The 14806-nt window shown below is 68.9% G+C and carries 14 protein-coding genes; 5 read left to right on the top strand and 9 right to left on the bottom strand.

Going from position 1 to position 14806, the window contains the following annotated elements:
• Positions 1-839: 839 nt before the first annotated feature.
• The 6 genes from JR064_RS22620 to JR064_RS22595 form a co-directional block, all read right to left on the bottom strand.
• Entirely contained in the window at positions 840-1832 is a 993-nt protein-coding gene (locus tag JR064_RS22620; RefSeq protein ID WP_206231213.1) for a C13 family peptidase, read from the bottom strand.
• A gap of 51 nt (positions 1833-1883) precedes the next feature.
• Positions 1884-2582, bottom strand: coding sequence for an acireductone synthase (mtnC, locus tag JR064_RS22615; protein ID WP_191826971.1), 699 nt, complete (start codon positions 2580-2582; stop codon positions 1884-1886).
• 3 nt (positions 2583-2585) lie between these two features.
• The gene (locus JR064_RS22610) at positions 2586-3152 is read right to left on the bottom strand and encodes a 1,2-dihydroxy-3-keto-5-methylthiopentene dioxygenase (RefSeq protein WP_179564349.1); all 567 of its coding nucleotides are present in this window, start codon (positions 3150-3152) and stop codon (positions 2586-2588) included.
• A 101-nt stretch (positions 3153-3253) separates the two neighbouring features.
• Positions 3254-3895 carry a methylthioribulose 1-phosphate dehydratase gene (locus JR064_RS22605; protein WP_206231212.1) on the bottom strand — a complete coding sequence of 214 codons (642 nt, stop codon included), beginning with the start codon at positions 3893-3895 and terminating at the stop codon, positions 3254-3256.
• 9 nt (positions 3896-3904) lie between these two features.
• Complete coding sequence (locus JR064_RS22600; RefSeq protein ID WP_179564353.1) at positions 3905-5341, bottom strand: amino acid permease; 1437 nt, start codon at positions 5339-5341, stop codon at positions 3905-3907.
• 84 nt (positions 5342-5425) lie between these two features.
• A complete protein-coding gene (locus JR064_RS22595) occupies positions 5426-6901 on the bottom strand; it encodes an amino acid permease (RefSeq protein WP_206231211.1) in 1476 nt (491 codons plus the stop codon).
• Between the two features lie 170 nt (positions 6902-7071).
• On the opposite strand from JR064_RS22595, the gene JR064_RS22590 reads away from it, so the two are divergent.
• A complete protein-coding gene (locus tag JR064_RS22590; protein ID WP_206231210.1) occupies positions 7072-7623 on the top strand; it encodes an NUDIX hydrolase in 552 nt (183 codons plus the stop codon).
• Positions 7624-7736: 113 nt separating this feature from the next.
• Positions 7737-8018, top strand: a complete 282-nt coding sequence (locus JR064_RS22585) for a hypothetical protein (RefSeq protein WP_179564359.1) — start codon at positions 7737-7739, stop codon at positions 8016-8018.
• A gap of 187 nt (positions 8019-8205) precedes the next feature.
• On the opposite strand, the gene serA is transcribed toward JR064_RS22585, so the two are convergent.
• Positions 8206-9447, bottom strand: a complete 1242-nt coding sequence (serA, locus tag JR064_RS22580; RefSeq protein WP_206231209.1) for a phosphoglycerate dehydrogenase — start codon at positions 9445-9447, stop codon at positions 8206-8208.
• A gap of 306 nt (positions 9448-9753) precedes the next feature.
• Here serA and JR064_RS22575 point away from each other — a divergent pair, with 306 nt between their 5' ends.
• From JR064_RS22575 to JR064_RS22565, 3 genes are all read left to right on the top strand, one after another.
• Positions 9754-11142, top strand: coding sequence for an FAD-binding oxidoreductase (locus tag JR064_RS22575; protein WP_206231208.1), 1389 nt, complete (start codon positions 9754-9756; stop codon positions 11140-11142).
• Between the two features lie 122 nt (positions 11143-11264).
• Positions 11265-11582 (top strand): DUF2388 domain-containing protein, encoded by a 318-nt coding sequence (locus JR064_RS22570; protein ID WP_179564365.1) that lies wholly within the window; start codon positions 11265-11267, stop codon positions 11580-11582.
• Positions 11582-13552, top strand: a complete 1971-nt coding sequence (locus JR064_RS22565) for a DUF7844 domain-containing protein (RefSeq protein WP_206231207.1) — start codon at positions 11582-11584, stop codon at positions 13550-13552. Before JR064_RS22570 ends, JR064_RS22565 begins: the two co-directional genes overlap by 1 nt.
• Positions 13553-13785: 233 nt before the next feature.
• On the opposite strand, the gene JR064_RS22560 is transcribed toward JR064_RS22565, so the two are convergent.
• Positions 13786-14154 (bottom strand): hypothetical protein, encoded by a 369-nt coding sequence (locus JR064_RS22560; protein WP_241093247.1) that lies wholly within the window; start codon positions 14152-14154, stop codon positions 13786-13788.
• Between the two features lie 22 nt (positions 14155-14176).
• Positions 14177-14743 carry an elongation factor P-like protein YeiP gene (gene yeiP / locus JR064_RS22555; protein WP_179564371.1) on the bottom strand — a complete coding sequence of 189 codons (567 nt, stop codon included), beginning with the start codon at positions 14741-14743 and terminating at the stop codon, positions 14177-14179.
• Between the last annotated feature and the right edge of the window lie 63 nt (positions 14744-14806).

Here is a 14806-nt window from a genome sequence, read left to right as displayed (position 1 = left end):
CCTACAGTGCACTCAGGCTGGCTTTCTTCGCTTCCTGTAAGGGAGGCTCCAATCGCGACAATGCGGCAGTGAGATAGATAGCTTCGTCAGCTGTCGGGACTGAAGTCCTTCCCACACTGCGTCCAGCCCGCTGCTGCGCGCCTTTGTAGGAGCGGCTTCAGCCGCGACGAACGAGCCGGCAAACTGGGTCGGCCCCGCCAGCGAACTGTCCGGGCTGAAGCCCCTCCTACAGTGCACCCGGTTGGCTTGCCGCGAGTCCTTGTGGGAGCGACTTCAGTCGCGACGAGCGCGAGTGGCAACCCCGTCAGAGCTCGCGGATTTTTCGGCACCGCCGACCAAAAGACCAGCAAGTGGAGTTTCCGAATCCCGGAAACAAAAACGCCTCCGCGCGGGAGGCTGTCGAAAGCGGGTGATCCTGGCTGGCGAGCGAAGACGAGCGGGCGGAAGGATCGGGAGCAGCTGGCTGGCGTGAGGCTGGCGGGCTTGCTGCGGGGCCAAGTCTAGCGAGTGCCACGATTCGACGATCAAACGCGACTCACTCGCATTTGTTCGCAAGGCGGCGTACGAGAGACATGCACTCGATGCCGCGCTGCGTACTTTGTCGGATCGTCTTGCGAGGCTGTCGTCGCGCGATACCCATGGTAGGTACGATCGCGGAGGGCGATGCCCATCGCCATATTGAAGCTCCTCTTCTCGCGGCGACCGAAGGAAGTGCCCGTGAGAAGAGATGGGGGGTGTGAGGGCGAGGGCGAAGCCACCTCGCCATCCCTTCGAATGCTGTCGCGCGCGCACTGAGCCCGCCGTTTCGGCCTGGTGATCCGAATCCTTGTCCGGCTGCGCTATTGCCCGGCTGTGACGTCGGCCGCTGTGTCCGGCGCTGCTGTCGTCTGCGTCTCCGGTTTCGGTTCCGGATAGGGATAAGTCGGTGCCGCAACCGGCGGCAGCTGCGCACGCCAGCGCTGCAGCAGCGGCGCGATGCGCGCGCCGACATACAGCTGCGGATACGACGGCGCTTCGCCTTCGGCCTGTTCGCGCGCGGTGATCTCGGCCGTGGCCAGGCGATAGCTCTCGACGAAATCGGTGGTGCGCGCCAGCGCGTCGATCAGCCAGGCGCGGCCGAAATAGGTCGCGCTGGCGGTGTTGCCGCAACCGAACGAGGGCCGGTCGCGGCGCGCGGCGGTGATGATCAGCGTGTCCGGACTCTTCAGCGCCGGCACGAAGCCGCCCGAGTAGCACGCCGACAGCACGATCACCCGGTTGCGGATGCCGGCATCGTCGAGCAGTCCGCGCAATTCCTTGGGCGTGATGGTGTCGTAGTCGGCGTCCTCGCCGGGGCCGAACTGCACATACAGTTCGTGCTGCTCGGTGCCGTGGCTGGTCAGGAACAGCAGCAGCGCGTCCTCGCGCCGGTCCATCAGCTTGCCGATCCGCTGCAGGGTGTCGGCCAGGTTGTCGTAGGAGGCCTGCGGCGCGTAGGCGTGGGCACCGAGATTGTCGGCGTGGTTGATCAGGGTGACGATGCGCCCCGCCGCGTCGAAGCGCTGCGCGAACAGTTGGCGCAGGTACTGGGTCTCGTTGCGGAACACGTCCTCGCTGGCGTCGCCGGCGAAGCCGACCACGTACAGGTCGGTCGTGCCCGGGCGCTGCGGCTGTAGCGCGTTCAGCGCCTTGCGCAGTTGCGCCTGGTCGATCGGATCGACCGGCGCCGCTGCATCGGCCTGCGCCTGCGCTGCACCGGCATCCGGATGGCAGGCGGGCAACAGCAGCGCCAGCAGCAGGGCCAGGGCCAGGCGGCGGTGCGGCACGCGGAGGTTGCGCAGGAACCAAGGCATGGGGGGCGGCAGAGGAGATGCGGCGTTAGCGCGCAGCGGGTGCCGCGACGCTCAGAGCGCCAGCTCGGCGAAGCTCTGCACGCGCCGGTGACCGTTGCAGGCATCGCCCAGGCGCGGTTCGGGATAGTCCTCGCGGCGATCGACCAGCACCGTGTCCAGCCCGGCGGCGCGCGCGGCATCGAGTTCGGCGACGACGTCGGACAGGAACACGATCTGCGCGGCCGGCACGCCGGTCGCCTCGGCGATGCGCGCGTAACTGGCCGCTTCGCGCTTGGCGCCGACCTCGGTGTCGAACCAGCCGGAGAACAGCCCGGTCAGGTCGCCGGCGTCGCTATGGCCGAAGAACAGTTTCTGCGCCGGCACCGAGCCGGACGAGTACACGTACAGCGGGTGGCCGTCGGCGTGCCAGCGGCGCAGCGCCGGCGCGGCGTCGGGATAGATGTGCGCGGCGAAGTCGGCGTCGCGATAGCCGGCCTCCCAGATCATGCCCTGCAGCGCCTTCAGCGCGGTGTGCTTGCGGTCCTGGTCGATCCAGCCCTGCAGCGTCTCCACGATCACCGCGTCGCTGCAGATGCCGCCGCATTCGCTCGCCACCGCGTCCAGCCACTGCCGCACCTGCGGCTGCTGGCCGTGTGCGCGGACGAAGTCGGGCAGGGCGCGGCGCGCGTAGGGGAACAGCACATCCTTGACGAAGGAGATGCTGCTGGTGGTGCCTTCGATGTCGGTCAGGATCACGCGCGGGCTGGCCATCGCTCAGCTCGCCTCGCCGCGCAGTGCCGCTTCGTAGCGCGGGAAGCGCTGGGCGATGTCGGTGCCGGTGAAATGGCCGACCCAGCCGTCCGGCTCGGTGAAGAAGCGGATCGCGATGAAACGCGGCTCCGGCCCCATGTCGAACCAGTGGTGGGTGCCGTCCGGCACCGCGATCAGGTCGTTCTGCACGCATTCGATCTCGTAGACCTTGCCGTCCACGTGCAGGGTGAACAGGCCCGAGCCGGCGACGAAGAACCGTACCTCGTCTTCCTTGTGGAAATGCTCCTCGAGGAATTTCTTGCGCATCTCCTCGCGCTGCGGATGGTCCGGAGCGATGCTGACTACGTCCACGGTCTTGAAGCCGTGCGCGGCCACCAGCCGGTCGATGTCGCTCTTGTAGGCGGCCATCACCGCTTCCGGGGTGGCGCCGGCCTCGATCGGCTGGTCGGCCTGCCAGCGCTCGAAGGTGACGCCGATCTTGCGCAGCTCGGCGGCGATCGCGTCGCCATCGCGGCTGTCGAACAGCGGCGCGTCGGGAGTGGTTTCGGCGAAGATGCGGAGTCGGCTCATGGCGGTGGGCGAGGGCGTTGGGGGAGGAAAAGGGTAGCAGCTGGCGGGGAAGCCGCCGTTGCGGCGCTGGAACGCTGTCGCGCGGGCGCTGTGCGCCGGGCTCAGCCGGTTGCGCGCAGCTTGCGCAGTTCCAGCTCGCAATGCAGCAGGAACTCGATCGCTTCCAGGTGGCGGCGCGCCTCGGCCATGTCGCGGCCCCAGGCGTACAGGCCGTGGCCGTCGATCAGGTAGCCCCACAGCGGGGCGCGGTCCAGCAGCGCGTCCACCTGCGCGGCCAGCACGGTCATGTCCTGGGTGTTGGCGAATACCGGCAACTCCACGGCGGTCTCGTGGGTCTGGTTGCCATGCAGGGCCTTCAGCAACTCGTAGCCTTCCAGGCGTACGTGGCCGGCATCGGCATACAGCCGCGAGGCGATGGTCTGCACCGGCGAGTGCGTGTGCAGCACGCAGCCGACCTCCGGGAAGCGGCGGTACAGCTGGGTGTGCAGCAGGGTCTCGGCCGAGGGCCGGTGATCGCTGCCGACGGCCTTGCCGTCGAAGTCCACCACCATGATGTCGGCCTCGACCAGCCGGCCCTTGTCGCGGCCGGACACGGTGATCGCGGCATGCGCGGCGTCGAGCCGGTGCGAGAAGTTGCTGCTGGTGGCCGGAGTCCAGCCGGCCGCCGACAATTCGCGGATGTTGCCGATCAGCAGCTGGGCCAGCGTGCGCAGGCGTTCGGTATCGTAGGGCTGTGCGTTCATGCCCCTATTCTAGCGAGCCTGTGTGGCACGCAGACGGCTGTGGCGGAAGCCGTAGCCGAAATAGATCAGCAGGCCGAGCACGGTCCAGCCGGCCATCAGCAGCCAGTTGTGCGCGGTCATCGCCGACAGCAGCGCCAGGCAGCTGAGCACGCCGGCGATGCAGATCGGCCAGGCGAACGGGATGCGGAACGGGCGCGGCAGGTCCGGCTGGGTGCGGCGCAGGATCAGCACCCCGGCGCAGACCGCGGCGAAGGCGATCAGCGTGCCCATCGAGGTCAGCTCGCCGAGCACGTCCAGCGGGAACAGCGCCGCCAGCAGCGCGATGCCGATGCCGGTGATCACCGTGTTGACGTGCGGGGTGCGGTACTTGGGATGGATCTTGGTGAACAGCGGCGGCAGCAGCCCGTCGCGGGCGATGATCATGAAGATCCGCGGCTGGCCGATGATCATCACCAGCACCACCGAGGACAGGCCGATCAGCGCGCCGACCTCGACCACCACCCGCAGCCAGGCCAGCTGCGGATGCGCGCCCACCGCGGTCACCACCGGCTCGTCGGTGCCCAGCTGGGTGTACGGCACCAGCCCGGTCATCACCGCCGCCATGGCGATGTACAGCACGGTGCAGACCACCAGCGACAGGATCATGCCGATCGGCAGGTCGCGCTGCGGCCGGTGCGATTCCTGCGCCGCCACCGACACCGCCTCGAAGCCGATGTAGGCGAAGAACACCATCGCCGCGCCGCGCAGCACGCCGTCCATGCCGTATTTGCCGGGGCCTTCGTTGGCCGGAATGAACGGGTGCCAGTTGGCCGTGTCCACGTACTTCCAGCCGGCCGCGATCACCAGCAGGATCAGCCCGGTCTTCAGCACCACCATCGCCATGTTCATCGCCGAGGACTTGCGGATGCCGACGTAGCACAGCCAGGTCAGCAGCAGCACGATGCCGGCGGCGGGCAGGTTGGCGATCGCGCCGGTGCGCTGCAGCTTGCCGTCCAGCGGCGCGTTGACCAGCGCCGCCGGCAGATGGATGCCGAAATGGTCGAGCAGGCTGAGGAAATAGCCGGTCCAGCTCACCGCCACCGCCGAGGCCGACACGCCGTATTCCAGCACCAGCATCCAGCCGATGAACCAGGCCGCCAGTTCGCCGAAGGTGGCGTAGGTGTAGGTGTAGGCGCTGCCGGAGACCGGCACCATCGCCGCGAACTCGGCGTAGGCCAGCGCGCAGAACGCGCAGCACAGCGCGGCCAGCACGAACGACAGCATGATCGCCGGGCCCGCATGGTTGGCCGCGGCCTGCCCGGTGATGACGAAGATGCCGCCGCCGATCACCGCGCCGATGCCCAGCGCGGTCAGGCCCCAGGGACCGAGCGCACGCTGCAGGCCCAGGCCGCCGGCGTCCTCGTGGGCGGCATGGGGGTGTTTGGTGGCCCAGAGTTGTTTGAACATGGAGCGGTTCCAGCCTGGCGCTGCGCGCGATGGACGAAGGGACGAACGCACAGACCGGCGCGGGCGCCGGTCTGTGGGGACGGATCAGGCCTTGGTGGTGGCCAGGCGGCTGTGGCGGATGCCGTAGCCGAAATAGATGAACAGGCCGATCACGGTCCAGCCGACGAACACCTTCCAGTGTTCCTGGAACGCCTGCAGGAACAGGAACAGGCAGGCCAGCGCGCCGAGCGGGCAGATCACCATCGCCAGCGGCACCCGGAACGGGCGCGGCAGGTCCGGCTTGGTGAAGCGCAGCACCATCACCCCGACGCAGACCGTGGCGAAGGCGAGCAGGGTGCCCATCGACACCAGTTCGCCGAGCACGTCCAGCGGGATCAGCCCGGCCAGCAGCGCGGCGACCACGCCGACGAAGAGGGTGCCGACGTAGGGCGTGTGGAACTTGCGGTGGACCTTGCCGAACAGTTTCGGCAGCAGGCCGTCGCGGGACATGGTGTAGAAGATGCGCGGCTGCGCCATCAGCATCACCAGCACCACCGAGGACAGGCCGGCGATCGCGCCGATCTCCACCGCGGTCTTCAGCCAGGCCAGGCTCGGATAGTGCTCCAGCGCGGTGGCCACCGGCTTGGCGGTGCCGAGCTGGGTGTAGGGCAGCAGGCCGGTCAGCACCGCGCAGACGATGATGTAGATGACCGTGCACACCGCCAGCGACACCAGGATGCCGATCGGCATGTTGCGCTGCGGGTCCTTGGTTTCGCCGGCCGAGGTGGAGACCGCGTCGAAGCCGATGTAGGAGAAGAACACGATCGAGGCGGCGCGGAAGATGCCGCTCCAGCCGAACTCGCCCGGCCCGGTGTTCTCGGGGATGAACGGGTGCCAGTTGGCCGGATCGACGTGGGAAATGCCGAAGCCGACGAACAGGCAGATCACCGCGACCTTGATCGCCACCACGATGGCGTTGACGAACGCCGACTGGGTCACGCCGACGTAGCACAGCGCGCTGACCGCGACCACGATCAGCACCGCCGGCAGATTGACGATGCTGCCGGAGGCGACGAAGGTGTGGCCGGTCCAGGCCAGCGGCGCGCCGGCCAGTTCGGCCGGGAACGGCAGCCCCAGGGTGCCGGTGAGGAAACTGATCAGGTAGGCCGACCAGCCGACCGCGACGCTGGAGCCGGCGAACAGGTATTCCAGCACCAGGCACCAGCCGATGAACCAGGCCACGCCTTCGCCCAGGGTGGTGTAGGAGTAGGAATAGGCGCTGCCGGAGACAGGCATCATCGCCGCGAACTCGGCGTAGCACAGGCCGGCGAAGGCGCAGGCGATGCCGGCGAACACGAACGACAGCATCACCGCCGGTCCGGCGTGGTTGGCCGCGGCCTGGCCGGTCAGCACGAAGATGCCCGCGCCGATCACCGCACCGATGCCGAGCATGATCAGATGCTTGGCGGTGAGGGTCCGTTTCAGCGTGGCTTCGCCTTCCAGGCTGCCTTCGAACGGTTCGCCGGCATCGACGTGCCCGGCCGGTTCGATCGGCTTGACCCTCAACAGAGACTTCAGCATGCGGTGGATCCCCTGGGTGGCGAGCGGGGCTGTCGTGCCCCGGTAAAGATGGTGCGCTAGGCCCAAGCAGGCCACGCAAGCGTCGTACCATGCCAAAGCCGGACGGCCGCCACAAGCCGCGCCGCACCGTCGGCGGCGATAATGGCGGTCCCCGATCGTGAGAACCGCCCATGCCGGACCTTTCCCTGCGCCGCCAGTTGCAGGCCTATGCCGCCCGTTGGCCGCAGGAGGCCGAGGTTGCCGCGCAATTCCTGGCGTTGCTGGACGATGCGCAGGACCCGTTCGTGCGCGAACGCCTGGATGGCCACTTCACCGGTTCGGCCTGGCTGGTCAGCGCCGACGGCACCCGCACCCTGCTGACCCACCACCGCAAGCTGCAGCGCTGGCTGCAGTTGGGCGGGCATGCCGACGGCGACCGCGACCTGGCGCTGGTGGCGCTGAAGGAAGCCGAGGAGGAATCCGGGCTGCCTGATCTGGCGCTGGAAGACGGCGCGCTGTTCGACCTGGACCGGCACTGGATCCCCGAGCGCCAGGACGTGCCGGGGCACTGGCACTTCGACGCGCGCTACGTAGTGCGCGCCGGCGCCGACGAGGCGTTCGCGGTCAGCGCCGAATCGCTGGCCCTGGCCTGGCGCCCGATCGCCGAACTGCTGGCCGAACCGGACCTGGATCCGTCGCTGCGGCGCATGGCCGGCAAGTGGCTGGCGCACGGCGGCGGCTGACACGCCGGTGACGGGCGCTGCCGGACTGGCTGGCGGGTCCAGGCACTGAGCGGCCGCCGCTGGCTGGGCGGGCATGGCGGGATTGGGTACCCTTGGGCGCCCGTTGCCTGTCCATGCCCATGTCCCGCGCCGCTGCTTCGTTCACCTACCGCCTGGCGTTCCGCCCGGTCGACGACCGGATGGAGTCGGCCGAACTGGCGCGCACCGTGCAACGCACGCTGCTGGCGTTGAGTGGACCGCCGCATGGCGTGGCGATCGTCAGCCTGCAGCGCCCGCCGCGCGAGGACGGCGGCGGCCTGTACATGGAGGCGGTCACCACCGGCCCGGAGCGGTGGTACCTGAAGGCCGACGACTATCTGTTGAGCCAAGGGTTGCGCGGCGAGCTGCAGCCCTGAGGGGCTGGGATTCGGGATTTGGGATTGGGGATTCGTAAGAGCGTGCGTCGCGTGGTCAGCGTTCGCGCGCTTGTTTTGGCCTTCCGCATTCGTGTCGGAGCCACCGCCAAGCCAGATCGCAGTCGGAAAAAGGACGCGCCAGTGCCACCGCTCTTCCCAATCCCGACTCCCCAATCCCCAATCCCCGTCAGTAAAGAATCCGCGTCCGCAAGGTGCCGGCGATCTGCCCCAGTTCGTCCTTCAGCACGCCCGCCAGTTCCTCGCTGGCGGCCACGTCGATCACCACGTAGCCGACCTTGGGGTCGGTGCGCAGGAACTGGCCGTCGATGTTGACGTTGTGGCGCGAGAACAGTTCGTTGATCTGCGACAGCACGCCCGGCACGTTGCGGTGGATGTGCAGCAGGCGCAGGCTCTCGGCGTGCTCGGGCAGGGTGACCTCGGGGAAGTTCACCGCCGACAGGGTGCTGCCGTTGTCGCTGTAGCGCACCAGCTTGGCCGCCACTTCCACGCCGATGTTGTCCTGCGCTTCCAGCGTGCTGCCGCCCACGTGCGGGGTCAGGATCACGTTGTCGTGCGCGGCCAGCGGCGATTCGAACACGTCGCCGTTGCCCTTCGGCTCGACCGGGAACACGTCCACCGCCGCGCCGCCGATGTGGCCGGAGGTCAATGCCGCGTCCAGCGCGGCGATGTCGATGACGGTGCCGCGCGAGGCGTTGATCAGGTGCGCGCCGGGCTTCATCTGCGCGATCTGCGCCGCGCCGATCATGTCCTTGGTCGACGGCGTCTCCGGCACATGCAGGGTCACCACGTCCGAGCGCGCCAGCAGGTCGTCCAGGTCGGTCGCCGCGCGCGCGTTGCCCAGCGACAGCTTGGCCTCGATGTCGTGGAAGATCACCTGCATGCCCAGCGATTCGGCGAGCACGCCGACCTGGGTGCCGATATGCCCGTAGCCGACGATGCCCAGCACCTTGCCGCGGGTCTCGTGGCTGCCGGCAGCCGACTTCGACCAGCCGCCGCGATGGCATTCGGCGTTCTTCTGCGGAATGCCGCGCAACAGCAGGATCGCCTCGGCGATGACCAGCTCGGCGACGCTGCGGGTATTGGAGTAGGGCGCGTTGAACACCGGGATGCCGGCCAGCTCGGCCGCGTCCAGGTCCACCTGGTTGGTGCCGATGCAGAAGCAGCCGACCGCGATCAGGCGCTTGGCCTGCGCCAGCACTTCGGCGCTGAGCTGGGTGCGCGAGCGGATGCCGACGATGTGCGCGTCGGCGATGCGCGCCTTCAGTTCCTCTCCCGGCAGCGACTTGGCGTGCAGTTCGATCTGCGAGTAGCCGGCGGCGCGGAACACGTCGATGGCGGTCTGGCTGATGCCTTCGAGCAGCAGGACGCGGATGTCCTGCTTCGGAAACGAGGTTTTCTTGGGCGACATTGCGGCGGCGAGGCGAGGCGGAAGGGTCGGTCACTATGCCAGATGCGTCCGCGTTTTGGTGCGTCGCAATAGGACGCCGGGGGCGCGCAGACGCAACGCTGGCAAAGGTTTCAGTTGCATCTGTTCGGGACTGGGGACTCGGGACTGGGGACTCGGAAGAGCAGGAGCATCAGCATGAAGCGAGAGGGCAAGGTCAGACCCAGGCTCCCTGCGAGTCCCGAGTCCCCAGTACCGAGTCCCGCCCAACTGGACGCCGCTAGCCAACGCTGGCAGGCTTGAACGCTTGCCTTCGCCCGATCCCGACCCATGACCGACCCGCGCCTGGACGCCCTTACGCACTCCGTTCCCGGACTGCGCCTGAAGACCGACCCCGCCGACCTGGAGCACTACGGTCGCGACTGGACCCGGCGCTGGACGCCGGCGCCGTTGGCGATCGCGCTGCCGGCGACGGTGGAGGAAGTGCAGGCGACGCTGCGCTGGGCCAACGAGCACGCGGTGGCGGTGGTGCCTTCCGGCGGCCGCACCGGCCTGTCCGGCGGCGCGGTGGCCGCGCACGGCGAACTGGTGCTGAGCCTGGAGCGGATGAACAAGGCGCTGGCGTTCGATGCGGTCGATCGCACCCTCACCGTGCAGGCCGGCATGCCGCTGGAGGCGGTGCACAACGCGGCGCGCGAGCATGGGCTGGTGTATCCGGTGGATTTCGCCGCGCGCGGCTCGTGTTCGATCGGCGGCAACATCGCCACCAATGCCGGCGGCATCCGCGTGATCCGCTACGGCAATACCCGCGAGTGGATCGCCGGGCTCAAGGTGGTGACCGGCAGCGGCGAGCTGCTCGAACTCAACCGCGGGCTGATCAAGAACTCCAGCGGCTACGATTTCCGCCAGCTGCTGATCGGTTCGGAAGGCACGCTCGGCATCGTCGTGGAGGCCACGCTGCGGCTGACCGATCCGCCGCCGCCGAGCAACGTGATGCTGCTGGCGCTGCCTTCGTTCGAAGTGCTGATGCAGGTATTCGCCGCGTTCCGCGGCCGCCTGCAACTGGAAGCGTTCGAATTCTTCACCGACCGCGCGCTGCAGCATGTGCTGGCGCATGGCGCGCAGGCGCCGTTCGACACGGTCTATCCGTATTACGTGGTCACCGAGTACGCCAGCGGCGACGAGGCGCAGGAAGCCGCGGCGCTGGCCGCGTTCGAAACCTGCATGGAGCAGGGCTGGGTGCTGGACGGGGTGATCAGCCAGAGCGATGCGCAGGCGGCGCAGCTGTGGCGCCTGCGCGAAGGCATCACCGAGGCGGTGGCGCGCTACAAGCCGTACAAGAACGACGTGTCGGTGCGGATCTCGGCGATGCCGGCGTTCCTGGCGCAGACCCAGGCGCTGCTCGGCGCAGCGTATCCGCAGTTCGACGTGGTCTGGTTCGGCCATATCGGCGACGGCAACCTGCACATCAACGTGCTCAAGCCCGACGCCACCGCCGACGCCGACTTCATCGCCGCCTGCGAGCAGGTCACCAAGTTGCTGGCGCAGGTGCTGGCCGAGCATGGCGGCAGCATCTCCGCCGAACACGGCATCGGCCTGGTCAAGAAGCCGTACCTGGAAAGTACCCGCAGCGCCGAGGAGATCGCGCTGATGCGCGCGGTCAAGCGCGTGTTCGATCCGGCCGGGCTGCTCAATCCGGGCAAGCTGTTCGATCCCTGAGCCGCGCGCGCCGTGCAGGCATGCGCGCGGCGGCGGCGCTCGCGCTTGCGGCGGCGGCCGGCTAGGCTATGCCGGCGCGGCCACGGCCGCGCCTCTTTCCCGATCCCGTTGGAACCGATGCGATGAACCGAGTGACCGCGCGCTGCGCCCTGTTGTTGATCCTGACCGTCCCCGCGTTCGCGCAGGCTTCCAGCTTCGCCGGCAGTTCCGCCGGTTCCGCTTCGGCCGGTTCCGCCGGCAGTTCCGCGTCTTCGGACAGCAGCTCCGGCGACGACAAGCTGGTGCTGCAGGCGCGCGACGACGCGGCCGGCTTCGTCGCCAGCGCCGGCCGCATCCGCGGCGTGCAGCTGGAGGCGGCGCTGCGCGTGCTGCGCGAGCGCAACCCGCAGGCGCAGCAGGCCAGCGACCTGCAACTGGCGCAGGCCATCCTGGCGCTGTGATGCCGCGCCGGCGGCTGCGCCGGCTGGCGTGGCTGGCGTGGCTGGCGCTGCTTTGGCTGGCTTGCGCACTGCCTGCGCAGGCAGTGCGGTTGCAGGTCGATCCAGGCGGATTGAGCGCTTCCGAACGCGCGGCCAGCCAGGCCCTGCTCGACGCGACGCTGCCGACGCTGCCGCCGGCCTGGGCCGCGGCGATCGAGACGCCGCTGACGCTGCAATGGCGCGACGACCTGCCCGAGCAGGTGCACGGCAGGGCGCAGGCGCGGCACCTGTTGTTGAACAAGGCCTTGCTGCGCGCGTGGCTGGCGGCGCCTGCCGCCGGTGCCGCCGACGGCGGCGCCGACCCGGCGAGGCGTCCGGCGGTCGCTGCGCTGCTGCACGAACTGGCGCATTTCTACGACCGCTCCGCGGCCGGCCGGCTGTCGTCGGATCCGCGCCTGCTGGATCTGGCCGGCTGGCAGGTCAGTCCGATGCGGCTGGGCCTGCGCATGGGCCGCAACGCCTTCAGCGAGCGCAGCCCGGACCGCTACGAACTGGCGTCGCCGACGGAATTCGTCGCGGTCAACCTGGAACATTTCCTGCTGGATCCCGACTACGCGTGCCGGCGCCCGGCGCTGGCACGGTATTTCGCGCAGCGCCTGGCCTGGTCGCCCCCGACAAGCGCCTGCGCGCCCGGCCTGGCCTATCTGCAGGATCCGCTGGCCGACGAGACGGCGCTGCTGCAACTGGATCCGGCGCGGGTCTATGCGATCGATTACCTGTTGGCCGAGGGCAACGCGCAGCCGATGAGCCATTGGGGCCACAGCATGCTGCGGCTGGTGATCTGCGCGCCGGGACGCGCGCCCGGTCCCGATTGCCGCCTGGACCTGGCGTATCACAAGGTGCTGTCGTTCCGCGCGTTCGTCGACGACGTGCAGATCTCCAGCGTGCGCGGCCTGATCGGTTCGTATCCGTCGCGGCTGTTCGTGCTGCCGCTGCGCCAGGTGGTGGACGACTACACCCAGGTGCAGCTGCGCGGCCTGCAGTCGATTCCGCTGCGGCTGACCGCCGACGAGCGCGCGGCGTTGCTGGAGCGCGCCGCGCAGCTGCACTGGAGCTACGACGGGCGCTATTACTTTCTCAGCAACAACTGCGCGGTGGAAACCTACAAGCTGCTGCACGACGGCGTGCCGCGGCTGGCCGGCGCGCGGCTGGCCGGGATCAGCCCGACCGGCCTGCTGCGGCGCCTGGGCCGCGCCGGCATCGCCGACACCGCGGTGCTGGACGATGCCGAAGCCGCCGCACGCCAGGGCTACTATTTCGCGCCGGCAAGCGCGCACTACGCGGCGATGTTCGCGGTCGCGCGCGCGCAGCTGGCACTGCCGGCGCGCAGCGTGGAAACCTGGCTGGACCTGCCGGCGGCGCAGCGCGCGCCCTGGCTGCAGCGTGGCGACCTGCGTGCCAGCGCCGCACTGCTGCTGCTGGAGAACGCCGCGCGCCGGCGCCAGGAGCAGCGCGGCCGCGATGCGTTGAAGCGGCGTTATCTGGCCAGGGCGCATCTGCCTGCGTCGAAGATGGCCGATTCAGGCGCCGGCGCGGATGCCGGTGCCGGTGATGGCACCACGGTCGCCGACGCGGCGGGTTCGCAGACCCGGGATGCCGCTGCCGCAGTTCGCGCGGTGCTGGCGCAGCAAGGCCTGTTGAGCCAACCGTCGACGCTGTTGCAGGGCCAGCCCGGTTATGGGTTGCCGCAGGCGCAGGAGCGCGCATGGCTGCAGCAGCAGGGGCAGGCGCGGATCGACGCGCTGCGCAGCGACGGCGCCGCGCTGCAGGCGCGCCTGCACGCCTTGCTGCCGCCACCGCTGCGCGCGGAACTGCGGCAGATCGATACGAATCTGGCGACAGTGGGCGCGCGGCTGCGCGATCTCAATCGGGAAGGCGGGGGGCTACAGTTGCTGTCGCCGTCGCTGCTGCAGCCTGCGGACACGAAATGACGGCGCTGGCAAGGTGATTCGCGGCTGACGCGAGCCGCGTGTTGATCCGATTCCGATCAAGACAGGGTTTGTCAGAGCGCCCCATAGCGTCTTGATGCCATCGGACGCGAATGGATTTGCTGACACGGTGTGTCGCGGCTGAAGCCGCTCCTACAAGAGATTGCTGCTGCCCCCTGTAGGAGCGGCTTCAGCCGCGACAGGACCATCGGCGCAACTCGCCCAACCAGCCGCCATTACGGCAAATCGAGACCCACGTCTTCGCCGTAGCGACTCAACCAGGCGTCGCGCACAGGATCCTGCCGATACTGCGCCCGCAACCTGGCCCAGGTCGCCTCGTTGCCGTCGCAGTACTTCGCCATCGCCTTGTCCAGTTCGCGGCGCCGCGCGGCATCGTAGGGCTCCTCGCCGGCGAAGTGGTTGCAGACGTCCTGGCGCGCGACGAAGGTGCGGATCTCCTGCGGCAGCGCGCAGAAGCCGGCGTGGTGCTCGGGATCCACCTCCGCCGGGATCGTGCAGCCGGCCTTGGCCGGCGCCGCGACCGCAGGCTTGGCAGCAGCGGCCGCCGCCAGGCCCGGCAGGAGCAACAGCACGGCCAGGGCCATGCAGCGGCGCGGACGCACGGACTCAGTCCGCGCGACCGGCGAACTCGCCGGTGGTGGTGTTGACCAGCACGCGCTCGCCGTTGCCGATGTACTCCGGCACCATGATCTCCAGCCCGGTATTGAGCTTGGCCGGCTTCGGCCGCTTGGTCGCGGTGCCGCCTTTCAGTTCCGGCGGGGTTTCGATCACTTCCAGGGTCACGCTCTGCGGCAGCTGCACCGCCACCGGCTGGTCGTCGATGACCTGCACGTAGATGCCGGTCAGGCCTTCGGTGATGTAGCCGGCGTCGTCGCCGATCACGTCGGCATCGAGCGTATACGGGGTGTAGTCCTCGTCGTCCAGGAACACGAACGCGTCGCCGTCCTTGTACGAGAACGTGGCCTGGTGGCGGGTCAGCTCGACCTCGCGCAGGTCGTCGTCGCCGTCGAAGCTGGCGTCGAGCTTGTTGCCGCCCGGCACGCTGTACATCACGAAGCGGAAGCGCACGTTGCCGCCGCGGCCCTGCGGCGAGCTGCGTTCGATGTCGCGGATCTGATAGACGCCGTTGTTGTACTCGACGACGTTGCCTTTCTTGATTTCGTTGGCTTTCATGGGTTTGGAGCCGGGATTGGGGATTGGAGATTCGGGATTGGTAAAAGGCAGGGCGGGGGGGCG

The sequence above is a fragment of the Xanthomonas bonasiae genome, from assembly GCF_017163705.1.
Lineage (GTDB): Bacteria > Pseudomonadota > Gammaproteobacteria > Xanthomonadales > Xanthomonadaceae > Xanthomonas_A > Xanthomonas_A bonasiae.
The sequence above is the reverse complement of the archived record's forward strand: the minus strand, read 5'-3'. Positions and strand labels throughout refer to the sequence as shown.